Origin of the sequence: Citrobacter sp. Cm038, assembly GCF_030333105.1 — a bacterium.
GTDB classification, from domain to species: domain Bacteria; phylum Pseudomonadota; class Gammaproteobacteria; order Enterobacterales; family Enterobacteriaceae; genus Citrobacter; species Citrobacter murliniae.
Genome location: NZ_JAOWGO010000016.1, coordinates 805,935 through 830,063, shown reverse-complemented (window position 1 = coordinate 830,063; position 24,129 = coordinate 805,935). Strand labels below are relative to the sequence as shown.

General features: G+C 51.0%; 23 protein-coding genes, 1 pseudogene and 1 riboswitch. Of the genes and pseudogenes, 20 read left to right on the top strand and 4 right to left on the bottom strand.

The window, feature by feature from the left end:
* Nucleotides 1–29 precede the first annotated feature (29 nt).
* Nucleotides 30–1,286 carry a glutamyl-tRNA reductase gene (gene hemA / locus OGY01_RS06330; RefSeq protein ID WP_045443682.1) on the bottom strand — a complete coding sequence of 419 codons (1,257 nt, stop codon included), beginning with the start codon at nucleotides 1,284–1,286 and terminating at the stop codon, nucleotides 30–32.
* A gap of 305 nt (nucleotides 1,287–1,591) precedes the next feature.
* Between hemA and lolB the strand changes: the two genes are divergently transcribed.
* From lolB to OGY01_RS06270, 12 genes are all read left to right on the top strand, one after another.
* Nucleotides 1,592–2,215, top strand: coding sequence for a lipoprotein insertase outer membrane protein LolB (gene lolB, locus OGY01_RS06325; RefSeq protein WP_045443685.1), 624 nt, complete (start codon nucleotides 1,592–1,594; stop codon nucleotides 2,213–2,215).
* Nucleotides 2,212–3,063 (top strand): 4-(cytidine 5'-diphospho)-2-C-methyl-D-erythritol kinase, encoded by an 852-nt coding sequence (gene ispE, locus OGY01_RS06320; protein WP_286492671.1) that lies wholly within the window; start codon nucleotides 2,212–2,214, stop codon nucleotides 3,061–3,063. Before lolB ends, ispE begins: the two co-directional genes overlap by 4 nt.
* Nucleotides 3,064–3,325: 262 nt before the next feature.
* Nucleotides 3,326–4,273, top strand: coding sequence for a ribose-phosphate diphosphokinase (gene prs / locus OGY01_RS06315; protein ID WP_001518537.1), 948 nt, complete (start codon nucleotides 3,326–3,328; stop codon nucleotides 4,271–4,273).
* A gap of 124 nt (nucleotides 4,274–4,397) precedes the next feature.
* Entirely contained in the window at nucleotides 4,398–6,077 is a 1,680-nt protein-coding gene (dauA, locus tag OGY01_RS06310; RefSeq protein ID WP_225760978.1) for a C4-dicarboxylic acid transporter DauA, read from the top strand.
* A 108-nt stretch (nucleotides 6,078–6,185) separates the two neighbouring features.
* Nucleotides 6,186–6,710: a GNAT family N-acetyltransferase gene (locus OGY01_RS06305; RefSeq protein ID WP_286492670.1), complete on the top strand. Its 525-nt coding sequence runs from the start codon at nucleotides 6,186–6,188 to the stop codon at nucleotides 6,708–6,710.
* A 233-nt stretch (nucleotides 6,711–6,943) separates the two neighbouring features.
* A riboswitch (cobalamin riboswitch) is annotated at nucleotides 6,944–7,171 on the top strand.
* A 195-nt stretch (nucleotides 7,172–7,366) separates the two neighbouring features.
* Nucleotides 7,367–8,419 (top strand): ABC transporter substrate-binding protein, encoded by a 1,053-nt coding sequence (locus OGY01_RS06300; RefSeq protein ID WP_286492669.1) that lies wholly within the window; start codon nucleotides 7,367–7,369, stop codon nucleotides 8,417–8,419.
* Nucleotides 8,420–8,485: 66 nt separating this feature from the next.
* Nucleotides 8,486–9,550, top strand: a complete 1,065-nt coding sequence (locus tag OGY01_RS06295; RefSeq protein WP_200010999.1) for a FecCD family ABC transporter permease — start codon at nucleotides 8,486–8,488, stop codon at nucleotides 9,548–9,550.
* The gene (locus tag OGY01_RS06290; protein WP_200011001.1) at nucleotides 9,547–10,368 is read left to right on the top strand and encodes an ABC transporter ATP-binding protein; all 822 of its coding nucleotides are present in this window, start codon (nucleotides 9,547–9,549) and stop codon (nucleotides 10,366–10,368) included. The genes OGY01_RS06295 and OGY01_RS06290 overlap by 4 nt, the downstream gene beginning before the upstream one ends.
* Nucleotides 10,369–10,385: 17 nt before the next feature.
* Nucleotides 10,386–10,826 carry a pseudoazurin gene (locus tag OGY01_RS06285; RefSeq protein WP_200011004.1) on the top strand — a complete coding sequence of 147 codons (441 nt, stop codon included), beginning with the start codon at nucleotides 10,386–10,388 and terminating at the stop codon, nucleotides 10,824–10,826.
* A 24-nt stretch (nucleotides 10,827–10,850) separates the two neighbouring features.
* On the top strand, nucleotides 10,851–11,402 hold the full coding sequence (petA, locus tag OGY01_RS06280) for a ubiquinol-cytochrome c reductase iron-sulfur subunit (RefSeq protein WP_353622507.1): 552 nt from the start codon (nucleotides 10,851–10,853) through the stop codon (nucleotides 11,400–11,402).
* 1 nt (nucleotide 11,403) lies between these two features.
* Complete coding sequence (locus OGY01_RS06275) at nucleotides 11,404–12,576, top strand: cytochrome b (RefSeq protein ID WP_286492667.1); 1,173 nt, start codon at nucleotides 11,404–11,406, stop codon at nucleotides 12,574–12,576.
* 4 nt (nucleotides 12,577–12,580) lie between these two features.
* Entirely contained in the window at nucleotides 12,581–13,390 is an 810-nt protein-coding gene (locus tag OGY01_RS06270) for a cytochrome c1 (RefSeq protein WP_286492666.1), read from the top strand.
* A gap of 45 nt (nucleotides 13,391–13,435) precedes the next feature.
* On the opposite strand, the gene ychH is transcribed toward OGY01_RS06270, so the two are convergent.
* Complete coding sequence (ychH, locus tag OGY01_RS06265; RefSeq protein WP_045443721.1) at nucleotides 13,436–13,714, bottom strand: stress-induced protein YchH; 279 nt, start codon at nucleotides 13,712–13,714, stop codon at nucleotides 13,436–13,438.
* 274 nt (nucleotides 13,715–13,988) lie between these two features.
* On the opposite strand from ychH, the gene pth reads away from it, so the two are divergent.
* The 3 genes and pseudogenes from pth to OGY01_RS06250 form a co-directional block, all read left to right on the top strand.
* Nucleotides 13,989–14,573, top strand: a complete 585-nt coding sequence (gene pth / locus OGY01_RS06260) for an aminoacyl-tRNA hydrolase (RefSeq protein ID WP_016153302.1) — start codon at nucleotides 13,989–13,991, stop codon at nucleotides 14,571–14,573.
* Between the two features lie 115 nt (nucleotides 14,574–14,688).
* Nucleotides 14,689–15,783: a redox-regulated ATPase YchF gene (gene ychF / locus OGY01_RS06255; protein ID WP_200011009.1), complete on the top strand. Its 1,095-nt coding sequence runs from the start codon at nucleotides 14,689–14,691 to the stop codon at nucleotides 15,781–15,783.
* Between the two features lie 166 nt (nucleotides 15,784–15,949).
* Nucleotides 15,950–16,617 (top strand): annotated as a pseudogene (locus OGY01_RS06250) (tyrosine-type recombinase/integrase); the annotation flags it as partial.
* Nucleotides 16,618–16,884: 267 nt separating this feature from the next.
* Here the strand turns inward: OGY01_RS06250 and OGY01_RS06245 are convergent.
* A complete protein-coding gene (locus OGY01_RS06245) occupies nucleotides 16,885–17,775 on the bottom strand; it encodes a LysR family transcriptional regulator (protein WP_286492664.1) in 891 nt (296 codons plus the stop codon).
* 174 nt (nucleotides 17,776–17,949) lie between these two features.
* Here OGY01_RS06245 and OGY01_RS06240 point away from each other — a divergent pair, with 174 nt between their 5' ends.
* Complete coding sequence (locus OGY01_RS06240; protein ID WP_286492662.1) at nucleotides 17,950–18,639, top strand: aspartate/glutamate racemase family protein; 690 nt, start codon at nucleotides 17,950–17,952, stop codon at nucleotides 18,637–18,639.
* A gap of 170 nt (nucleotides 18,640–18,809) precedes the next feature.
* Here OGY01_RS06240 and OGY01_RS06235 read toward each other — a convergent pair whose 3' ends face one another.
* The gene (locus OGY01_RS06235) at nucleotides 18,810–19,367 is read right to left on the bottom strand and encodes a nucleotidyltransferase family protein (protein ID WP_045443742.1); all 558 of its coding nucleotides are present in this window, start codon (nucleotides 19,365–19,367) and stop codon (nucleotides 18,810–18,812) included.
* Nucleotides 19,368–19,948: 581 nt separating this feature from the next.
* Here OGY01_RS06235 and OGY01_RS06230 point away from each other — a divergent pair.
* The 4 genes from OGY01_RS06230 (at nucleotide 19,949) to OGY01_RS06215 (ending at nucleotide 24,127) form a co-directional block, all read left to right on the top strand.
* Nucleotides 19,949–20,125, top strand: coding sequence for a hypothetical protein (locus OGY01_RS06230; protein ID WP_156184442.1), 177 nt, complete (start codon nucleotides 19,949–19,951; stop codon nucleotides 20,123–20,125).
* A gap of 200 nt (nucleotides 20,126–20,325) precedes the next feature.
* Complete coding sequence (locus tag OGY01_RS06225; RefSeq protein ID WP_286492660.1) at nucleotides 20,326–22,428, top strand: TonB-dependent receptor; 2,103 nt, start codon at nucleotides 20,326–20,328, stop codon at nucleotides 22,426–22,428.
* The gene (locus OGY01_RS06220; protein ID WP_045443748.1) at nucleotides 22,428–23,381 is read left to right on the top strand and encodes an ABC transporter substrate-binding protein; all 954 of its coding nucleotides are present in this window, start codon (nucleotides 22,428–22,430) and stop codon (nucleotides 23,379–23,381) included. Before OGY01_RS06225 ends, OGY01_RS06220 begins: the two co-directional genes overlap by 1 nt.
* Nucleotides 23,378–24,127 carry a class I SAM-dependent methyltransferase gene (locus OGY01_RS06215; RefSeq protein ID WP_200011020.1) on the top strand — a complete coding sequence of 250 codons (750 nt, stop codon included), beginning with the start codon at nucleotides 23,378–23,380 and terminating at the stop codon, nucleotides 24,125–24,127. The genes OGY01_RS06220 and OGY01_RS06215 overlap by 4 nt, the downstream gene beginning before the upstream one ends.
* Nucleotides 24,128–24,129: the final 2 nt, after the last annotated feature.

The window sequence follows — 24,129 nt, the reverse complement described above, 5'->3', positions numbered from 1 at the left end:
ACCCTGTAAAAAATGAGATTGGTGTGCTGCTACTCCAGCCCGAGGCTGTCGCGCAGAATATTCAGGCGTTCACTATCCCCGTCACGGGCAGCCTGTTGAAGTGATTTGGTTGGTGCATGGATCAGGCGGTTAGTCAGTTTCCAGGCCAGATCCTGCATAATAGCTTGCGCATCACCGCCCTGTTCAAGAGCAGCCAACGCTTTGGCGGTCAGTTCATCACGAACCTGTTCTGACTGACTGCGGTATTCGCGGATGGTTTCACTTGCGCTCTGGGCGCGCAGCCAGGCCATAAACTCGCTGGTTTCCTGCTCAACGATCGTCTCAGCCTCCACTGCCGCCGCTTTGCGCTGCGCCAGGTTATGCGAAATGATACTTTGCAGGTCGTCAACGCTATACAGGTAGGCGTTAGACAGTTTGCCAACTTCCGGTTCAACATCGCGCGGTACAGCGATATCGACCAGCAGCATCGGCTGATTGCGGCGATTTTTAAGCGCGCGTTCCACCATTCCTTTACCGATAATCGGTAGTGGGCTGGCTGTGGAACTAATAATGATATCGGCGTCCTGCAAACGCTCGTCGATTTCACTCAGTGAGATCACCTCGGCACCGACCTCATCTGCCAGAACCTGTGCGCGTTCACGCGTGCGGTTGGCAATAATCATCTTCTTCACTTTGTGTTCACGCAGATGACGCGCCACCAGCTCGATGGTTTCACCTGCGCCGACCAACAGCACGGTCACCGTGGAAAGAGATTCAAATATCTGACGCGCCAGTGTACAGGCGGCAAAAGCAACGGATACCGCGCTGGCGCCGATATCGGTTTCAGTTCGAACGCGCTTGGCAACCGAGAAGGATTTCTGGAACATGCGTTCCAGCGCACTGGCGTTCAGGTGACCTTTTTGCGAATCCGCAAACGCTTTTTTCACTTGACCCAGAATTTGTGGCTCACCGAGCACCAGCGAATCCAGGCCGCTGGCAACACGCATCAAATGGCTGACGGCGTCGTTGTCCTGGTGCCAGTAAAGGCTGCTGCGCAGATCGTCTTCATTCAGATTATGGTATTCACACAACCAACGAATCAGCGCCTCTTGCAGGTTATCCTGCTCCTCGACGCTGAGGTAAAGCTCCGTACGGTTACACGTCGACAGCACCACCCCGCCCTGCACCATTGGCTGCGCAAGCAGGCTGTCCAGCGCCTGATCGAGCGTGTCCGGCGAAAACGTTACGCGTTCTCGCAGCGATACAGGTGCCGTTTTATGGTTAATACCAAGCGCTAAAAGGGTCATGTGTGCGGGAATAGTACCAGCGTTGATAAGGTTAGACTGGGGGCATCATACAGGATGCGTGCGGTCAATAAAAGAGACAGCCCCCTTTTGGAGTAATAGCTTACGGTTTAAATTAAGATAACGTGAACGTAGACGATATACCCGCTCGGCGCTAGCATTAAGGGTTATAACTGCAACCGATGGCAAGATTTTGCCGGATGGCTAAAAATTAGCCTTATCCGGCCTACGGGTTGAGTTTGTAGGCCTGATGAGTCGTAGCGCCATCAGGCAATTATTGCACCGTACTACAAGGATTTGTCATCATTATGACCCTGCCTGATTTTCGCTTGATCCGCCTGCTGCCGCTGGCAAGTCTGGTCCTCACCGCCTGTACGCTCAACGCGCCGAAAGGTCCTGGCAAAAGCCCCGACTCCCCAGAATGGCGTCAACACCAGCAGGAAGTGCGCGCACTACATCAGTATCAGACGCGCGGCGCGTTTGCCTACATTTCCGACCAGCAGAAAGTCTATGCCCGCTTTTTCTGGCAGCAAACCGGTCAGGATCGCTATCGTCTTTTGTTGACTAACCCACTGGGCAGCACCGAACTGGAGCTGAATGCCCAGCCAGGCAATGTAGAGCTTGTCGATAACAAAGGTAAGCATTACACCGCTGACGACGCCGAAGAGATGATCGGTAAATTGACCGGAATGCCAATTCCTTTAAACAGTCTGCGTCAGTGGATCCTCGGTCTGCCTGGCGAGGCTACTGATTACAAACTCGATGAGAAATACCGTCTGAGTGAAGTGAACTACAGTCAGGACGGTAAGAACTGGAAAGTGGTCTATAGCAGCTATGACAGTAAAACGCAGCCCGCTATGCCCGCTAATATGGAACTGTCGGACGGCGCTCAACGCATTAAGTTGAAAATGGATAACTGGATTGTGAAATGATGACCCACTGGCCCTCCCCGGCAAAGCTGAATCTGTTTTTGTACATTACTGGACAACGTGCAGATGGTTACCACACGCTACAGACGCTGTTCCAGTTTCTCGATTATGGTGACGACATCACTATTGATGTGCGTAGCGACGGTGAAATTCACCTGCTAACCGCAGTTGAAGGCGTGGAGCATGAAGATAACCTAATCGTTCGCGCAGCACGTTTACTGATGAAAACCGCCGCTGGGAGTGGGCGCCTGCCCACAGGAAGCGGCGCTGACATCAGTATTAAGAAACGTCTGCCGATGGGCGGCGGTCTTGGAGGTGGCTCATCGAATGCCGCTACCGTGCTGGTTGCGCTAAATCATCTTTGGGGTTGTGGGCTGTCACAAGATGAGCTGGCGGCGATTGGATTAATGTTAGGCGCCGACGTACCGGTATTCGTGCGCGGACAGGCCGCTTTCGCCGAAGGTGTAGGCGAAGTCCTTACACCGGTTAATCCCCCCGAAAAATGGTATCTGGTCGCCCATCCTGGCGTCAGCATCCCAACACCGGTTATTTTTAAAGATCCGCAACTGCCGCGCAACACGCCAAAAAGGTCAATAGAAACGTTACTAAAATGTGAATTCAGCAATGATTGCGAGGTTATCGCAAGAAAACGTTTTCGCGAGGTTGATGCAGCGCTTTCCTGGCTGTTAGAATACGCGCCGTCGCGCCTGACTGGTACAGGGGCTTGTGTCTTTGCTGAATTTGACACAGAGTCCCGTGCTCGCCAGGTGCTTGAGCAAGCCCCGGAATGGCTCCAAGGCTTTGTGGCGAAAGGTGTCAACCTCTCCCCATTGCACAGAGCGTTACTTTAAATCATTCGGGTTTCAGGAAAATGGTAAGATGGCGAATCCCCGGAAGCATACAAAATGTGACGGTGTGAATCATTGATGCCAGCAGACATGAAACGTGAATGACGATGAGTAAGCCGGGCAAGCTGAGTTGCGGTGACAACGTCACCCTGTTCCAGACGTTGCATCGCGCTCTTTAATACACCGCCTGGAGAGGATACTGCCTGGCCCGCACAGTTTTCGGCAGATTCTTTCCACCAATGGACGCATGCCTGAGGTTCTTCTCGTGCCTGATATGAAGCTTTTTGCTGGTAACGCCACCCCGGAACTAGCACAACGTATTGCCAACCGCCTGTACACTTCACTCGGCGACGCCGCTGTAGGTCGCTTTAGCGACGGCGAAGTCAGCGTACAAATTAATGAAAATGTACGCGGTGGTGATATTTTCATCATCCAGTCCACTTGTGCCCCTACTAACGACAACCTGATGGAATTGGTCGTTATGGTCGATGCTCTGCGCCGTGCTTCCGCAGGCCGTATCACCGCCGTTATTCCTTACTTCGGCTATGCACGTCAGGATCGTCGCGTACGTTCCGCTCGTGTACCGATTACCGCAAAAGTCGTCGCGGACTTCCTGTCCAGCGTTGGCGTTGACCGCGTCCTCACCGTTGACCTGCATGCTGAACAGATCCAGGGCTTCTTTGATGTACCGGTTGATAACGTATTCGGTAGCCCAATTCTGTTAGAAGACATGCTGCAGCTGAATCTGGACAACCCAATTGTGGTTTCTCCGGACATCGGTGGCGTCGTGCGTGCCCGTGCTATCGCTAAGCTGCTGAACGATACCGATATGGCTATCATCGATAAACGTCGCCCACGTGCGAACGTTTCTCAGGTGATGCACATCATTGGTGACGTAGCAGGTCGTGACTGCGTGCTGGTTGATGATATGATCGATACCGGCGGTACGCTGTGCAAAGCAGCAGAAGCGCTGAAAGAACGTGGTGCAAAACGCGTATTCGCTTACGCTACCCACCCGATCTTCTCAGGCAATGCGGCAAACAACCTGCGCAACTCTGTGATTGATGAAGTCGTTGTCTGTGACACCATTCCACTGACTGATGAAATCAAAGCACTGCCGAACGTGCGTACGTTGACCCTGTCGGGTATGCTGGCCGAAGCGATTCGTCGTATCAGCAACGAAGAATCCATCTCTGCTATGTTCGAGCATTAATCGAGCCCGGCTCAAAAACCCGCTGCGGCGGGTTTTTTTATCTGCAACATTTATTTGTATGACTTATGCCTCCTTCACCTGCCATTTAGTTGACAGATGATGCGCTCATGGATGAAACATTATTGTGAACAGATTACTTTCCTCACATGTGATGCCTTTCCGCGCTCTCATCGACGCTTGCTGGAAAGAAAAATATACCGTCTCACGCTTTACCCGTGATTTGATCGCCGGGATAACCGTTGGGATCATTGCTATCCCGCTGGCGATGGCACTGGCAATTGGCAGCGGCGTTGCGCCACAGTACGGCTTGTATACCTCAGCCGTTGCTGGGATTGTTATTGCCCTCACCGGGGGGTCACGCTTTAGCGTTTCTGGTCCGACCGCCGCCTTCGTGGTGATCCTGTATCCGGTATCGCAGCAGTTCGGATTGGCAGGCCTGTTGGTTGCCACGCTCATGTCCGGGATATTTCTGATCCTTTTCGGCCTCGCCCGCTTTGGTCGCCTGATCGAATATATCCCCGTGTCTGTCACCTTAGGTTTTACATCCGGTATTGGTATCACCATCGGTACCATGCAGATTAAAGACTTTCTTGGTCTGCAAATGGCTCATGTACCGGAGCACTACCTGCAAAAGGTAGGTGCACTGTTTATGGCATTACCGACCATCAACCTCGGCGATGCCGCTATTGGTGTGGTCACGCTTGGGATCCTGATTTTCTGGCCTCGTCTGGGGATCCGTCTGCCAGGCCATCTTCCTGCACTGCTGGCCGGTTGTGCGGTGATGGGCATTGTTAACCTGATGGGCGGCCATGTGGCGACCATCGGTTCTCAGTTCCACTATATTCTGGCTGACGGTTCCCAGGGTAACGGTATCCCACAACTATTGCCGCAACTGGTATTGCCGTGGAACCTGCCAGATTCAGACTTCACGCTAAGCTGGAGTTCATTACAGGCACTGTTACCCGCGGCTTTCTCTATGGCGATGCTGGGGGCAATTGAATCCCTGTTGTGCGCCGTGGTGCTCGACGGTATGACCGGAACCAAACACAAAGCCAACAGTGAACTGATTGGTCAGGGTCTGGGGAATATTGTCGCACCGTTCTTTGGCGGCATAACGGCTACCGCTGCTATTGCCCGCTCTGCGGCTAACGTCCGTGCCGGGGCAACCTCACCAGTTTCCGCAGTCATCCACGCAATTCTTGTGATCCTCGCTCTGCTGGTGTTAGCGCCGTTGCTCTCCTGGTTACCCCTCTCGGCAATGGCTGCACTGCTGTTGATGGTGGCGTGGAACATGAGCGAAGCCCATAAAGTGGTGGATCTGCTGCGCCACGCACCGAAAGACGACATCATCGTCATGCTGATGTGTATGTCGCTGACAGTTCTGTTCGATATGGTGGTCGCCATCAGCGTCGGTATCGTTCTTGCCTCCCTGTTGTTTATGCGCCGTATTGCCCGCATGACCCGTCTGGCACCGGTGAACGTGGTTGTACCGGATGATGTGCTGGTACTGCGCGTGATTGGCCCACTGTTCTTTGCCGCAGCTGAGGGACTATTTACCGATCTCGAGTCTCGTATTGAAGGCAAACGCATTGTGGTGCTGAAATGGGACGCTGTACCGGTACTGGATGCTGGTGGCCTTGACGCCTTCCAGCGTTTTGTAAAACGTCTTCCGGAAGGCTGTGAATTACGCATCAGCAATCTGGAATTCCAGCCGCTGCGCACGATGGCGCGCGCGGGCATCCAACCGATCCCGGGCCGTCTGGCATTCTTCCCGAACCGCGACGCAGCGTTGGCGGATATTTAATGTTCATCTGTTACCGGCATGCTCTTGCCTGCCGGTAACACTTCTCTTCTGTAAACACGTCTGAGTTGTTATCATCATTTCTCCTGCTCTCTGACGATACCTGTAGCCATGAAATCTGACTCTACATTTGTCTATCGCGAAATCACCGAGATTGATATTCCAGCCGTGCAATCGTTTATTATCCGGCATCTGAATCTCTATTTTAATGCCAACAGGCCACTCCCCGACTCAAGTCAGGATGTGTTAGCGTTACGTTCACAATACATTCACCAGCCACGAAATCTATTGATCGGCGTATGGGATGAACAACAACAGCTTATCGCCACGCTGGCGGTATGCCAGTACGATGACAGAATATCGACATTACGTGGGCGTTATAATTTATCTACAACCGCTGAGATTTGTCGTTGTTACGTTGAACAAAATTATCGTCGCCAGGGAATAGGCGGTCAGTTAGTTTCATTGGCAGAACAATTTTGCCTGCGTCAACAATATAAAACACTCTACCTGCACACCCATCATTTTTTACCTGGCGGTTATCCGTTTTGGCTACGCCATCATTTCACCGAGTTTTTAGATGAAGGTGGAGAACAACAAATTGTGCATATGGAGAAATATGCTATCGGAATGTGACATTGTGCAAATAATTAAATAATTGTGCATCCGCACTATTAATTCCGGTCATTTTTATCGCAGCAAAATTAATTGATCAGAATCAAATAATTCTCATTTAATTTATCTGATATTCACCATCAACATAGAACACACTAAAAAATATTCTCATAACCTTATGTTTTTAAAGGAATTAACAATAGCAAAACAAATACCCCTACTTATTCAAGCGGTTGACTCGATAATTGGATGCCGATACATTCGCCGATGACAGTATTTCAGAATGTACTTATTATTTTGAAACGGAATATGGTGCGGATTATTTCAATCTTATGCCATAGCTGCCCCCGCAACTGTAAGCGGATACAGAATATCTTCGTATGGTAATAAATCACCATAGGTCACTGTAAAGATTTATTTATGGGAAGGCCGATATTCTGATTGCCGCGAGCCAGGAGACCTACTGTCAAGGTTGTATACATTGAGTGGACGGGATGGTCCATGGGGTGATTTATTTGACGAACTAATGATCGTGATTCCTGACCTGGTAGACGAGAATATACTTTTTTTCATATTATCTTGTCTGTACATCATGATTCGATGTCATCTATCGTCATGCGCCTGTCCCGAAATTATATACCAGACGATCAGATTCTGGCATGAAAGGGACAATTATAATGCACGTTGACATTACCTCTTCTTATTCCAAACTTTCACTTCTGGCCTTGACTGGCGCAGCACTTTTCCTGGCCAGTAATATGGCTTCTGCGGCCAAAACGGAATATCCACTGACTATCAAAAACTGTGGCCGGGATATTACTTTTAATAAAGCTCCCCAGCGAGTTGCCACCGTAGGGCAAAATAGTACTGAAATACTCTATTCTCTGGGTCTGGCCGATCGCGTTGTCGGAACGTCACTCTGGTTCGGTCCCGTCCCGGAACAGTACAAGGCGGTGAATGATAAAATTGCGGTCATTGCACAGAACATCCCGAGCTTTGAAGGGATTATTGCTAAAAAGCCAGATTTAGTAGCCAGCCAGTTTGAATGGCAAATTGGCCCTGCCGGTACGGTCGCGTCCTACGAGCAATTCAGCGAATTGAAAGTTCCGGTTTATACCGCTCCCGCCGATTGTGCCAAAGATAACGAAGACGGCGGAGATGGTGTACGTAAGGGGATGTTTGATATTGCCATGGTTTACCAGGAAGTCGCAGATCTGGCAAAAATTTTCGATGTTCAGGACAAAGGTGATGAACTGATTGCCAGCCTCAAAGCACGTGAGGCTGCGGCAAAATCCAAAATTACCGGTATGGACAACAACGTTTCCGCCGTCTTTTGGTTCTCCAGCGCCGATCTGCAACTTGACCCGTATGTCGCAGGAAAATTTGGCCCCGCCGCGTGGATCGCCCAATCACTTGGGGTGAAAAACGTCATTGATTCCGCCGAAGAGTGGCCAACTGTAGGCTGGGAGACCATCGCCAAAGCGGATCCATCGGTTATCGTTCTGGGCGAAATGGGACGTCGCCGTTTCCCAGCTGATGACTGGAAAGTCAAAATGGAATACCTCAAGTCTGATCCTGTCACCAGCCTGATCCCGGCGGTTAAAGAAAACCACCTGCCAGTGATCGACGTGCAAACCATGAATGCCGGGATAAGAACTATCGATGGTCTTGAGAAACTCGCTGATGCGCTGGTGCAGTACGGCCTGGCACATCCAAAAGCCACTCATTAATCCTCGTCGCGCGTTATGCCTTTTGCAGGCATAACGCCCTTTTGTACTCAGGGCAGCCGTAAAATAATGAGTGAATTACGCAGGACGCGCCAGGCCATTCGTCAATTAACAAACCGGGCAGTGCTACACAGCCTGTGGGTCAGTGTGGTGATGTGTGGCGTTCTTCTGGCAGGGATCTCCATCGGTGAAACATTTATTCCGTGGCAGCACGTTATCCATACGCTGGCAAACCGACTGTTTGACACCCAGTATGTGGTGGATGCGTTGGATGCCGGGATTATCTGGAACTACCGTCTGACTCGCGCGCTGGTTTCCGCCTGTTGCGGCGCATGTCTGGCGGTTTCCGGGGTAGTGTTACAGTCACTGCTACGTAATGCGCTGGCCGAACCCTATCTGCTGGGGATTTCCGCCGGAGCGTCAACCGGAGCCGTGCTCATTGCATTAACCGGACTGGGTGCAGGGATCGTCAGCATGTCTCTCGGCGCATTTATCGGCGCCTTGACGGCGTTTTTGTTTGTCGCACTGTTGGCGATGGCTGCGCGGGGAAAACACGGTTCCGCCACCACGCAAATCATTCTCGCCGGGATTGCCAGCTCACAGTTGTTCAATGCCATCACTTCACTGATTATCACCCGCTCAGCCAATGCCGAGCAGGCTCGCGGCATTATGTTCTGGCTACTGGGCAACCTTAGCGGCGTTCGCTGGCCAGATGTGGTTCTGGCTATCCCAACTGCGCTGGTCGGCATAATTATCTGCTTTTGCTACGCCCGCCATCTTGATGCATTTTCCTTTGGCGCTGAATCGGCCGCATCGCTGGGTATTCCGGTTAAACGCACCCGCGTCGTACTGATTACCGCAGTGACGGGAATGACGGCCATTATGGTATCGATTGTAGGCGCTATTGGTTTTGTCGGGCTGGTCATTCCTCATGCCGCCCGTTTACTGGTGGGAAACCAGCATCACCGCTTATTGCCCGTAAGCGCCTTTATTGGCGCTATTTTTCTCATCGTGGCGGATGTCATCTCCCGAACCCTGCTTCCAGGGCAAGTGTTGCCAATCGGCGTGATCACCGCCCTGGTCGGCGCTCCCGCATTTTCACTCATATTGATACGAGGGAATCCGAGCAAATGACCGTTAACCCATGCTTTACATCACCTCTACGCAGAGCGAATGCGGCTAATCATGTGGTTTGCGCGCAAAATCTGCACTGGGAAGTGAAAGGCAAAGCAATTGTAAATGATGTCTCTTTTCAGGTTTCTCCCGGGGAGTTTGTTGGGATTATCGGCCCCAATGGTTCCGGGAAAACATCACTGATTTCGCTTCTGGCCGGTTTACTGAAACCCTCCGCAGGCAAGGTTTTGCTGAACAACAAAGACGTTCACTGCTATTCGCGGCGCCATTTGGCGCAAAAAGTGGCTCTTGTTGAACAACAGGCAGAAACCAGCGAGCGTCTTACCGCCATTCAGGCCGTTTCTCTTGGCCGCACACCATTTCTAAGCCTGTTGTCGCCATGGTCGCGTTCTGACGATGAGATTGTGCAAGCGATGCTGGAAAAAGTCTCCATGCAAAACGTACAGCATCGCTGCTGGCATACATTCTCCGGGGGCGAACGCCAGCGCCTGCATATAGCCAGGGCGTTGGCGCAACAACCGCAAGTACTGCTGATGGATGAGCCGACAAATCATCTCGATATCCAACATCAGATTGGCCTGCTCAACCTTGTCAAACGCGAGAAACTTACCGTTATTGCTGCCCTGCACGACCTGAATCATGCCGCAATGTTCTGCGACCGCATCATGGTGATGAAAGCCGGACAACTCGCGATGCAGGGCAATCCTTCTGCAGTGTTCACCCGAGAAAACCTTAACTGCTGGTTTGGCATCGATGCAATTGTCGAACGTCCACCTGATGGGGCGAGCTGCTTCATCCGCTACCAACGACCAGCGTAAATACCAAAGGAACTGATATGAAATGTATTAAGCAAAGTCTGCAAATCCTGTGCCTGTTAGCCTTCACCTCCACGGCTTTCGCACAAACGCATGAAGTGCTGATGAAAAACCGAGGTGCTGGTGGGCCAATGGTCTACGAGCCGGACTATCTGGCGATCCAACCGGGCGATAGCGTGAAGTTTATCCGCAAACATAAGAGCCACAATGCAGCCTCGATTGCCGAACTCTCACCCGCAGGCTATCCCGGTTTCATTGGCAAAATCGATGAAGAGATTGAAGTCAAATACGACAACGCAGGCTTCTACGGCATCAAATGCTCACCCCACTATGCCCAGGGCATGATCATGCTGATCAAAGTCGGTGACGCCGTATTGCCCGACAGCTACCGCGCGTTTAAAGCACCGGGCCTTGCGGATAAACGCTTTCAGGATATTTATACCCGCATCGATAAACAGTAACGCCACGATAAAGGGAGAATACTGGTGGTGGATAAAAAACCCGATAGTGAAACGATCCAGACCGGGCGACGTGACTGCCTGTGCAAACTGACAAAATTTGTCGGCGCGGCGGGTGTCACTGCCGCCGTCTGGCCGCTCATCTCAGCACTGGGCCCGGATGATAAAACCGAGGCAGAAAATGAGCCAATTGATGTCTCTCTTGCAGGCGTAGCAGCAGGCCAGACAGTGAAGCGTATCTGGCAGGGAAAACTGATCCTCATTCACCACCGAACTCCGCAAGAGATTGCAGCGGCGCAACAGGCAGATAATCGATTACTGCTGGCTCCTCAGGCAGATAGCGAACGGGTTACAGCGGCACATCCACAGTGGCTGGTTATACAGGGCTATTGCCCTCACGCGGGGTGTGTTCCTAACGCCAACCCCAATGGCCAGGGATGGATCTGTCCGTGTCATGGTTCAGAGTTTGATACCTCCGGACGTGTGACGCGCGGTCCGGCCACTGCGAATCTGGCAATCCCGGACTATACCTTGTCTGCCGATGGTCTGAGCGTACGTATTGGTGCAAAGGATGCCTGATATGAGCACTTCTGATATAACGACGTCATGGCGCAACTTTCAGTTGCGCCTTCCGCTTCCCCGCTCCGTTTCCGGGCTGTGGGTATTTGCTATCGGTTTGATATTGCTGGTGATGCTGGGTGTCCAAATCCTGTCGGGCATTGTACTGGCAATGTTCTACGTACCTACGGCGGAGTCCGCATTTGATTCCATTATTCATATTATGCGTTCAGTCAGGCACGGTGAACTGGTGCGCAACATGCATGCAACTGGCGCTTCACTCTTTTTCTTTGCCTGTTATTTGCATATTTTCCGCGCGATGTATTACAACGTTTACCGCAAACCCTATCTGAAGATGTGGACCATCAGCGTGACATTATATGTGCTACTGATGATCACTGCTTTTCTGGGCTATAGCCTTATTTGGGGGCAAAAAAGCTACTGGGCCGCCACGGTTATTACCAGTTTTGCCCGGGCAATTCCGTTTATCGGGGATTCGCTGTATACCTATTTAGTCGGTGGATATGCGCCCGGTACACCAACACTTGGGCGTTTTTATGTGCTTCACTTTATTATTCCATTCGCGATTGTCGCGGTGACGATATGGCATGTACGCACCGTTCAGTCGGCTTTTGCCCATGCGATGAAGAAAACATTTTCCGCACAAGAGTCTCAACGGCTGCTGTTTGATTTTCGCGTCACCGAGAGCGATGCCATTAAACTCACTCTCTTTTTAATGTTGTTTACCTGGTTTCTCTTCTTCGCGCCCCATTATCTCAGCAGCGCCGATAACTTTATTCCCGCCGATCCGACAGTCACGCCGGCCATCGTCGCACCGGAATGGTACTTTCTGCCCTTCTTCTCTATTTTGCGCTGCTTTCCCAATGAGCTGGCGGGTATTACTGCGATGTGCGCCTCGGTACTGATTTTCTATTTTCTCCCCTGGCTGGATACGTCACGTGCGCGGTTTCGCAACTATAGCAAGCTGGTTAAAGTCAGCTTCTGGATTTGGGTAGTCAACGCCTTCTTTTTAGGCTGGCTGGGATCAAAAGCGCTGGTTGGTCCGGATTTAGTTGATGGGTTTAATCATGACGAGGGCTGGATCCGTGCAGCATCTCAGCTTTCAACGCTGGTCTATTTCGCATGGTTTCTGATTGTTCTGCCGTGTCGACGCTTACTGGAAAAACAGGACTGACATTATGGGCCGATTTTTAACGTACACCACCCTCAGTCTGGGTCTGTTCTTCAGCAACGTACTCAGTGCGCAGCAACCGCCACCGCAGACGTGGTCTTTTAGCGGTGCGAACGGCAAATACGACACAGAGCAGTTACGACGCGGTCTGCAGGTTTACGAAGAAAAATGTCGGGCCTGCCACAGCATGAAATATCTGACGTTCCGAACGCTGACCAAACCGGGAGGGCCGGAGCTGAATCAGGCTGAAGCTAAAACAATGGCGAGCGGTTACGTCTTTGCAACCGTGGAGGACGACGGGCAACCCGGCGAACGGGATGGCAATCTGAATGATGTCTTTGCTTCCCCTTATCTCAATGAGCAGGAAGCCAAATACCTCAACAATGGCGCGCTGCCGGTAGATTTGAGCTATATCGTTCGGGCACGAACCTACGATCGCGGATTTCCACAATTTTTACTGGATGCGTTTATTCCTTATTCCGAACAAGGGGCTGATTATATTTATGCATTGCTGACGGGGTATGTTCCCGATGATCCTGAGATGAAGGCTAACCGGTATTTCCCGGGCGGGATTATCAATATGCCAAAACCACTGACAGACGGTGAGGTAATCTGGGCTACGCAAACACACATACCCCAAACGGAAGAACAGTACGCACGCGATGTCACCGCATTTCTGGCGTGGGTAGCCGATCCGCAGCTGGAGTCGAGAAAGCATCAGGGAATGTATGCTATGGGATATCTGGCGGTTGTTTTGGCGCTAGTCGTGTTATTACAGCGTATCCGTTCCCGCTCGCGCAGAAACAAGGCGAACTAACAACCAGTCAGCATAAAGCTGACTGGTTTACAATAACGTCACCGCTTAGCTGTGGCGTTGGCTGTTATTCCGGCGACAGCGTTTGTCGTAATGACGAACCCACCAGTAGCGGTCGCTGATTTGTTCATGCCCACCGACGCGGGCCCCCGCCAGCCAGAGAACACCACCAACAAAAATACTGAGCACAGCACCATGTGCGAAAAACTGTGGCAGATTAAATTGCGGCAACTGATTTAAAATAGAATAGCCAACACCGACAACCATCACCACCAACCCTAAAGCCATGAGCACGTTACCGAGTAACGAAGCATTTTTGCGTTTCATGTGTCACCTCCGGAACTTTGGGTTGCTACAGGGAATACCCCTAATCCTTATGTGTAAAGTATAGACAACACTGCCGTTTGCATGTGCGGGAGCGATCACAATTACAAACACCAATGCAACAAAACTTTACAAATAAGCTACTGAACAACCTCATTTTCTAATAGTCCATTTAGGCAATTATTCAGATTTTGCAGTTACGCACGCAGTTTTTTGTCAAGCGCACCGACAGACAGTAAACTACACGCCGGTTATAGACACACTCAGGACAAAATACGTGACGATTAAATTGATTGTCGGCCTGGCGAACCCCGGCGCAGAGTATGCGGCAACGCGACATAATGCAGGCGCATGGTACGTCGATCTACTGGCAGAGAGATTACGAGCCCCCCTGCGCGATGAGCCGAAATTCTTCGGTTACACCTCCAGAGTGACGCTCGAAGGTGAAGATGTCCGTTTGCTGGTGCCGACCACATTTATGAATCTGAGCGGCAAGGCCGTCGGCGCGATGGCCAGTTTTTATCGCATTAACCCCGATGAAATTTTAGTCGCCCACGACGAATTGGATCTGCCCCCGGGCGTCGCAAAATTTAAGCTTGGCGGTGGTCATGGTGGGCACAATGGCCTGAAGGACATCATCAGCAAGTTAGGCAATAACCCGAACTTTCATCGTTTACGCGTCGGAATTGGCCATCCTGGCGATAAAAACAAAGTTGTCGGCTTTGTTTTAGGTAAACCGCCTGTTTCAGAACAGAAGTTAATTGATGAAGCTATTGACGAAGCGGCTCGTTGTACCGAGATTTTATTCAAAGATGGCCTGACGAAAGCAACGAGCCGCTTACATACCTTTAAAGCTCAATAAGCAGTGATGTGCGGCATTTTTCTCGCGTGCTGTGTATAATAGGCAGAGTTATTTACTTTTCTACAATCTGTTTTCTATAACAGGTTGAATATCAAAAGATTAAGGTGATTTAAACATGGGATTCAAATGCGGTATCGTCGGTTTGCCAAACGTAGGCAAATCCACCCTGTTCAACGCGCTCACAAAAGCGGGTATTGAAGCGGCAAACTTCCCGTTCTGTACTATCGAGCCGAACACCGGTGTTGTTCCGATGCCCGATCCGCGTCTGGATCAACTGGCCGAAATCGTAAAACCACAGCGTATCCTGCCAACCACAATGGAATTTGTGGATATCGCGGGCCTGGTAAAAGGCGCGTCCAAAGGTGAAGGTCTGGGCAACCAGTTCCTGACCAACATCCGTGAAACCGAAGCTATCGGTCACGTAGTTCGCTGCTTCGAAAACGACAACATTATCCATGTTAATAATAAAGTGGATCCGGCTGACGATATCGACGTTATCAACACCGAACTGGCTTTATCCGACCTTGATACCTGTGAGCGCGCTATCCACCGCGTGCAGAAGAAAGCCAAAGGTGGCGACAAAGACGCTAAAGCAGAACTGGCTGCACTGGAAAAATGCCTGCCACAGCTGGAAAACGCCGGTATGTTGCGTGCACTGAAAAACCTGACTGACGAAGACAAAGCGGCTATCAAATACCTGAGCTTCCTGACCCTGAAGCCAACTATGTATATTGCCAACGTCAACGAAGATGGTTTTGAGAACAACCCATATCTCGATAAAGTTCGTGAAATCGCCGCCGCTGAAGGTTCTGTGGTCGTTGCCGTTTGTGCTGCAGTTGAATCCGATATCGCAGAACTTGACGATGCCGATCGTGACGAATTTATGGCTGAACTGGGTCTGGAAGAACCGGGCCTGAACCGCGTGATCCGTGCCGGTTACGAACTACTTAACCTGCAGACCTATTTCACCGCTGGTGTGAAAGAAGTCCGCGCATGGACAATCCCTGTTGGCGCCACCGCGCCACAGGCTGCCGGTAAAATCCATACCGACTTCGAGAAAGGCTTTATCCGCGCACAAACCATCGCATTTGAAGATTTCATCACCTACAAGGGTGAGCAAGGCGCGAAAGAAGCCGGTAAAATGCGTGCAGAAGGTAAAGATTACATCGTTAAAGATGGCGACGTAATGAACTTCCTGTTCAACGTCTAAATAAAATTTGTCGTCTCATGAGGTTTCACTGAATCTCATGAAAACCACAAAAACCTTTAAAATCCACGCAATTGCGTGGATTTTTCATTTCACAGAGTCTCAGTTCATCTCGTAGCAACGCAGTCAAAAATGAGTGCGCGGATGAGTACAACATTCTTCCATCTTCATCCTTGAAATTCTTCAGGAAACAGCTAAACGGGGAGCCCCGACAGTTGCAGCGGAAGCTCGCCGCACCGTTTCATCAATTTTCGAGTTGGCAGTCGCGACGCCTGGAGCTGATAGCGATCCCGTCTGGTCTGCGCGCAAGCCCCTTCCTGCTAATAAAACACAAACAGGCATTAAACCCACAGCAAATCGGGAGATTATTGAGCTGTTTTGACAATAGTCATGGCTCGTACCAGGTTAACTATTGCATGTGGTTAATGTGGTGGACACTTGCGCGTCCCGCTGAAGTTACCGAAGCAGAATGGGCAGAATCGATCTTGATAGCGCCCTGTGGACCATTCCGGCAGCGCGAATGAAAGCTTGTAGAGAACACGGTATTCCCCTGCCCTCCCAAGCTGTCAAAAAGCTCAGAACACTACAGGGATTAACCGGGCATCGGTAGCACCTTTTTCCGGGCAGGGATAATCCGCTAAGCCCAATGACATCGCACTCTCTGTGTCGGCTACTTAAAAGTCTCGGCTGGAGTGGTATCTATATACCAGAACTACAGGAAGAACACGTTTAAACGAGATGGGCTATCAACCCGACGCTATTGAGGCCCAACTTGCGTTCGCTGATACCAACAATGTTCGTCGCACATACAACCATGTAACTTATCTCGATGAGTGAAAGGTTATGATGCAGGAATGGGCTGATAAGCTGGGCAAAGGGGGTAGCAGGATTCGAGTAGAACTTATTGCACTTAGTAAACCTCGAGGATTGAACTCCTTCCTCAATGTCCGCTTTGTACCAGAAGCGGAAGGTGACAGTTTAAGCTTTTGTTAACGGATCAAAGTCGGCCATTAGCCTCTGGCAGGATAGAAAAGTCCAGAAGTGTCATTTCACCCGGTAGGGATTGCGACATTGTAGACACCGTCAGGCGGTCATAATCTCAAACTAGATTGCAGCACCTTGCCTGTCAGGCAATTTCGACGTTGAGGACAAGATATCAATCAGGGCACCTGTATTAGCCGAGAGATCTCCCTTGCGCCATACCAGTTCCGTTGTTATTTGACTGTTTTCTGAATCAAAGGGATGGATTGTGATGAGTTCCTGTGTCGGAAACGTATCGAGGATTGGTGTTGGTATCACGCCCGCCCCCATTCCAGAACTGACTCCCCCCAGAATGGCATGGTAGGAGGACATTTCTGCCAGCCTGTAAGGTCTGATCCCAGCCTCTCTGAACCAGGTTGTTAGCCGGTCGCGATAGGAGCAACCGTCGCTGAATACCAGCAACGTTGTGTGAGCTAAATCGGCAGCAGAACGTATCGACGGGAAATTTGCTGCGGCGATAATAACCAGTTCTTCCTTGTAAACAACCATGCGTTCCAGTCTGTCATCAGCCGGCGCGTCTGCAATGAAGGCTGCATCAAGTTCGTGACTAAGCACTGCATCGAGCAGTGTGCGGCTTATCCCGGTAACCAGCTCCACCTTTACTGATTGATGTTGCTGGTAGAGGCGCGCCAGCGGCTCTGGCAACCTTGTTGCGGCCATACTATCGAGCGCCCCCAGTCGGAATCGACCGCCAGGCATCGGCTTAACTATCTGCTGTTCTGCTAAGGTAACCAGCTCGATAATTTTCAATGCGTTGTCATAAAGCACCTGGCCTTCATTTGTCGGAAGAAACCTACGTCCAGACTTTACAAACAGTGTGGTTCCGAGCTGGTTCTCCAGGTTCTGAACTCGAGTGGTGATTGCGGAGGGGACTCGGCAGAGCAAATTTGCTGCTGCAGTAATAGTACCTGTTTCTACCAGTGCTATGATGGTTCGGAAGTCAGCTATATCCATACTTTCACCATAATTGAAAATTGGATTCTATTTTATTCAATTGAAATGAATCTACATGTTTTTTAATTTATTAACTCCATTTATACAGCTACCAGCCTCCCTGCTAGTCTTAAGCGCTTGTTGATCATCGCAAAATGGTCACGTTTGATTAATACGGGAGCTATTGAGGGTAAAATGAAGAAACTTGGATTAATCGGCGGCACCGGACCAGAATCAACATTGCTCTACTATCGCAAATTTGTTTATGAAGCTAACAAAAGAATTGGTGGTACATTCTTCCCGCCTCTAACTATTGAAAGTATCAACGTATATGACGTCCTGGCTATGTGTGGACGTAAAGATTATGAAGCGCTGACGAAGTACCTGGCCAAGGCTGTCGGGAATCTGGTGGCCGCCGGGGCTGAAGTCGTCGCCTTGACCGGTAACACACCGCACATCGTCTTCAATGAACTCCAGTTGTGTACAACAGTTCCTCTTGTCAGCATTATCGAGTCCACTTGCGCAGAAGTTCAGACTCAGGGCCTGAAAAAAGTAGGTCTCGTGGGAACACGATTTACAATGGAGGCTGACTTCTTCAAACGGCCTTTCACAGAAGCTGGCATTCAGGTGGTCGTCCCGCATGCTGACGAGATCGATTACATCGCAGAAAAAATCCACGATGAACTCGAAAGAGGCATTATTGAGTCACAGACGCGAGACAAGTTTACCGCGATCATTGAGCGAATGTATCAGGATGAAGGCATTGAGGCCATCATTCTGGGATGCACAGAGCTTCCCCTTTTATTCGCGGGCACAAAGTTACCTGTTAAAGCACTGGACACGGTTGATATTCATATTGAGACGTTGTTTAAAGCTCTTCAGTAGTGTTTTAAAGCAATTTGCGGAAAGAACCGGGGGGGCCACCTGCTCCCTTTGTTTAAAACGCTACGATTTAAGTAATGCCTTAATAAAACTTCGAACTTCCGCTGTTCGCTCACATCGGACTGTCAATCATACAATCGAACTGCAATAGCCGGGATATCTGCGTATAGAGGTTATAAGGAAACGATGAGCTGTAATCTGGGATAACGTTCCAACCATTGCTTTGTAGTGACCCGTTGTTTGAAAGAGTCCAACTTTTCACGTTCAAATGCAGGAGTCGGTCGTAAACGCAGTTCAAATAAGTCAGAAAGTCCATAAGGCGCAGTGATATCGAGACCTTCCTTCCCCAATCTGACAGCCACGGCCGTAGCTGTTTCAGGCCAGTGCAGTAAAGCATTTCCTGTTGAGGTATAGGGATGATCACCATTACGTTGATGCATTCTGGCTTGATTCTTCACTGACCAGTATAACGAAGGTAATTGTTGCCTAAGCCTGTCTTCAAGGAAGCGATCATGGTCTGGGCTACAGTGCTCACAGTCAAACCAGACGACATCTACATCACCAGAAATTGGACTTAGCCCATATCCATGTAAGTGATCCCAAACAGCGTCTCGTACAAATCCTGCGCCGATCCAACCATCATTGAGTTCCAGTGCTCGAACTGCATATAGGATCTTCATTCTTACAGGGTCATCTGACAATATTTTCTGCAATGACGTTTGGTATTCCATTCGTATCCCCCTGTTGGAAACAATAACCCACTGGTGGAAATATTATCAGCATCCTCCTGTCCATGTCCGCTCCTCGCTGTGAGTTCAACGGGTCGATGCAACGCTATCCTTAATCAAGGGGGACGTTGCCATGAAACGAAGAACTCGGATTAACTACACGTCAGAGCAGAAGGCGATTATCTGGGACAGACATAAACAAGCCTGCATTACTACGGACTGACGCTATTAGACCTTCTATTCTTCCTCCATATGGTGCCGGGATTAAGACCGGTATGGCATTTCATTGCACGGGGGAATGTCTGTTGAGATTCGTAACCCTATTGAACAGCAATATCAATGACAGATGCTCCTTTCTTAATCAGATCAATTTCAGCATGGTCCAGACGGACAATTTTGATATATCAGTGAAGAGTCATAGCTGTGTACTGTTTGAATAACCACTGAAGATAGATGCCAGAGCAAAAAGCCAGCCCTTCTTGCAGCGATTTCAGTATCCCTATTTTTGGCTGAGCTGCGATTTATCCAGCAAATAAGTTTAGTGGTAACCTCCCGTTGGTATCCGTTGTCATATGGCATGCTGTTTGCCAGAACTCAAGCAAAGTACCGTTGCACTCGCACACTTTGAAATCCCTCTGGAAACCGCACGCGACGGACTACGAAAAGCGAAGGGTTTGGGCAATACAACGTTTCTCAACCCGGCACCGACTCGCAATTTACGCGGCATCGCCCTGAGTGCCGTTGATAATCTGACGACATAGCTACCGACGATCAGGCTGTTACAGACGCAACCTACCCGTTCTAACTCTCCTGGCAGGGGAAGTAATACCACTGAAACGCATTCCGTCATGGAACCATTTGGCATGCCATGCAGTTTTTTTCGACTTAAACCACTTAGGGTGATTCTTTTTATTACGAATAATGTTATGTTATAACATAACTTAAAAATAGAAGAAGATTTATGAAATTTACACCCTCCCTTATCGCACTTAGCGTTTTTGCCAGTCTTTCATCCTTCGCTCATGCCGCTGAAGAAACACTGGTGGTTACGGCCACCAGCAATGGCAGCAGTTTTTCCGAGCAGACGGATTCTAAACTGCTTGCCGTAGGCTCCGGCTCCAGTCTGGGTTTAACCGACAAACAGACGCCACGCCATACGGAAACCATCAGCCAAGAAACCCTGAAGAAGAAAGGCAAACGCACCCTGACTGAAGTGGTGGAAACAGCGCCAGGTCTGTCGGGCACCAGTTCCCCTACGCTGTCTAACTCGGTATCCCTGCGCGGTTTCTCTGGTGTGTCCTGGCTGCTGAATGGCGTAGCCGTTCCAGGCAGTACCATCCAGATTGCCGATCCGGCGCACTATGAAAACGTCGATATCCTCTACGGCACGGGTTCTGTGCTGAACGGGCTTAGTAATGCAGGCGGCAGCGTAAACCTGATTTCCCGCAAGGCCTCCTTCATACCGCAGCCTGTTGAAGTGGATTATGGCTATTCCAGCCATAACAGCCATCGCGCCCATGTAGGCGCAGGCGGTACTCTGGTAGACGGTCTGGCCGCTGGCCGTGTGGATGTGAGCGCATCCAATACCGGAACTCAGGTCGAAAAAGAACGCAGCCGTCCAGAACGCGTGACGGCCAACCTGCTGCTGACCCCGACCGACACCACCGAGATTACGCTTGATCTTGACCGCAGCCTGACCGACCAGCACAACCCGTATTTTGGTACGCCGGTAATTGATGGCAAAATCGATAAAGGCTTGCGCCATGTGAACTACAACAACATTCAGGACGCATTCATCCGCAGCCAGGCCACCTCTATCCAGTCCACCCAGACCTGGCGCGCCACGGAAGACCTAACCTTTGATAACCAGTTTTACTATTACAAAGGCTTCCGCGAGTGGCAGAACGCCGAGCGCTATTTCCAGTCGAAGACGCAGGCAGCAGGCACCACCACCCGCGATTCCTACGGCGCAATCGCGCACGATGACAAGCTGGCGGGCAACCGCACCATGGTGACCTGGGATCACTCCATCGCCTCCATGGATAACCGTGTGACCGCAGGCGTGGACTTCAGCAAGCGTGAATTCCAGTATTACTCGAACGGCTTCCCTGGTGGTGAAGATGTATCCCTGACTAACCCGGCCTCTAACACCTTCCGCGCTGGCGCGGGTGGCAAGATGCGCGCCCCAGTTCGTCACATTATCCAGAACCAGTACGCCCTGTTGCTGGAAGACAACCTTAACGTAACGGATTCCGTCGCCCTGCTTACCCAGCTCCGCTACACCAATATGGATATGCACTGGAACTACCAGCAGGCGGGGAAAGTCATCGACCGTGGTTATAATTTCATGAGTGTGGGCGTGGGTCCGAGCTGGGCTATCAACGATGACTGGACGGTGTACGCAAACTACTCCACCGGGAAAGAACCTGGCAGCGATATCTTCTTTATCAGCCCGGAACAGACATCCCTGCCGCTCACCGATGTTCGCCAGTATGAAGCAGGCGTGAAGGGTGCTTTCTGGGATAAACGCGGCGAAATGAAACTGGCCGTTTACGATCTCCAGAAGACCAACCTCTACCAGCAATCTGCGACGCAAGCAGGCGTATGGAACGCGGTCGGCAAACAGACCTCACGCGGTGTTGAGTTAAGCGGCGCAATGAAGCCAGTTGATAGCGTCACGCTTGCCGGTAATGTGGCGTACACCCACGCCCGCTTTGATGAGTTCAAGCAAGGCACTAAAGACCTGTCTGGCAACCAGCCGCGCTACGTACCAGAATGGACGGCCAACCTGTTTGGGCGCTACATGCCGACCGAGAAACTGGGCTTAGACGCGCAACTCCACTACGTGGGGAGCAGCTACAACGATGATGCGAACACCAACAAGATGAGTGATTACACCACCGTTGATCTGGGCGCTGATTACGAGCTGGTGAAAGATGTTGTGGTGGGCACCCGCGTGCGCAACCTGACCGATCGCTTCTACACCTGGCAGCGCACCTACGCAGGCCAGGAAATGATCGCACCAGGCCGTACCTATGAAGCCTACGTGAACATGAAGTTCTGATGCGTCGTCTCGCCATTCTTCCGCTTCTGGTTGCCTGCAACAACTTTGCCCATCCGGTAACGCTTGAAAACTGCGGCAAGCGCTGGACGTTCGCACACCCACCGAAACGGGCTATCGCCTACATGCCGACCGCGATAGAAAACATGCTCGCTCTGCATCTGGGGGATTCCATCATCAGCGCGGTGGGGTATCGGCCAGATGAAGATACCGCGCCGTCGCCCTGGGCTGCTCCACTAAAAGCCCAGCTCGATGACGCGGCCTGGTCTGGCGAGGCGCTGTTAGCCTCCCGGCCGGACTTTATCTACTCAGGGAGCTATTACTGGTTTAACAGCCCTGAAACCGCTAACCGCGAACGCCTGGAGGAATGGCGAATCGGGAGCTGGCTTATCGAAAGCATGTGCAACGGGCAGCAAGGTGCAACCCCTGCCCCCGTCACCTTCGAGGGGATTTACGATGAGCTGCGCAATCTCGCCCGTATCTATGACGTTGCCCCCCGCGCTGACGCTCTGATAACCAGGCTGAAAGCGCAGGTAGCTGCCGATACTCGCGTGAAGCTCCCGCCCAAAACACTGATGTGGTGGTACTCCAATACCGCCACGCCTTATGTGGCAGGCGGTTACGGTGCATCCGAGCTGCTTACGCAGACCATTGGCAGTAAAAACATCTTTGATGGTTATCGTGAGCTGTGGCCCGCGATGAACTGGGAAGTAATAGCGGTTCTCGATCCTGATTTTCTGGTGCTGGGCGACTTAAACCGTGGCGGCCCAGGTGACAGCGCCAAAAGCAAAATTGAGTTTCTGGAGCACAACCCGCTTACGGCCAGCATGAAAGCCGTCAAAGCAAGGCACTACATCATCTTGCCAGGCTACGACATGGACGCTTCTGCGCGTTCTGTACTGGCCTTGCATCGACTTGTCACGCAAATGCAGTCTTTTACCAAGGAACCACAATGACTTTTCCAGCCCGCGATTTACTGAATAACTGGGATCAGCAACAAAACGCCTACATCGCGCACCGCGAAGAACGTTTCACCGCCGCTCTCGATGTACTGGCAATGACCTTTGGTGATGATTTTCACGTTGTCGATGTGGCCTGTGGCCCAGGCTCCTTTAGCCTGCGCCTGTTAAACCGCTTCCCGAACGCTCGGGTGACGGCCATCGATCTTGATCCACTGCTGCTGACCCTGGCAAAAGAAGCCATGATCGAGCACAAAGACCGCATCCAGTTCATTCATGCTGATATCGCGCTACCGACCTGTTTTGATTCCGTTGAAGGAAAACCGCAGGCCATGGTATCCAGTACGGCCATTCACTGGCTGTTACCGGAACAGCAGACTGTGCTTTACCGCAATATCTATCACACTCTGGATCAGGGCGGCCTGTTCATGAATGCCGACCACCAGCGTTTTGATAACCGCAACCCACGCCAGAAACTGATGGCGCAAATGCACGATGAGCTGACGCAGGAACAAGGCTGGGCGGCGGGCGCGCAGGACTGGGATACCTGGTTTGAAACAGCAACCCGCCACCCTGAACTTGCCGAAAAAATGGATGAACGTACCGCTATCTTTGCTGGCCGTCCGATGCCGCTGCCGACGCCGATAGAATTCCAGCTCGCCATGCTGCGTCAGGCAGGCTTTGACGAGACTGGTACCGTCTGGCAGTTCCTGGATGATTACGTTATCGCTGGCTGGAAATAACC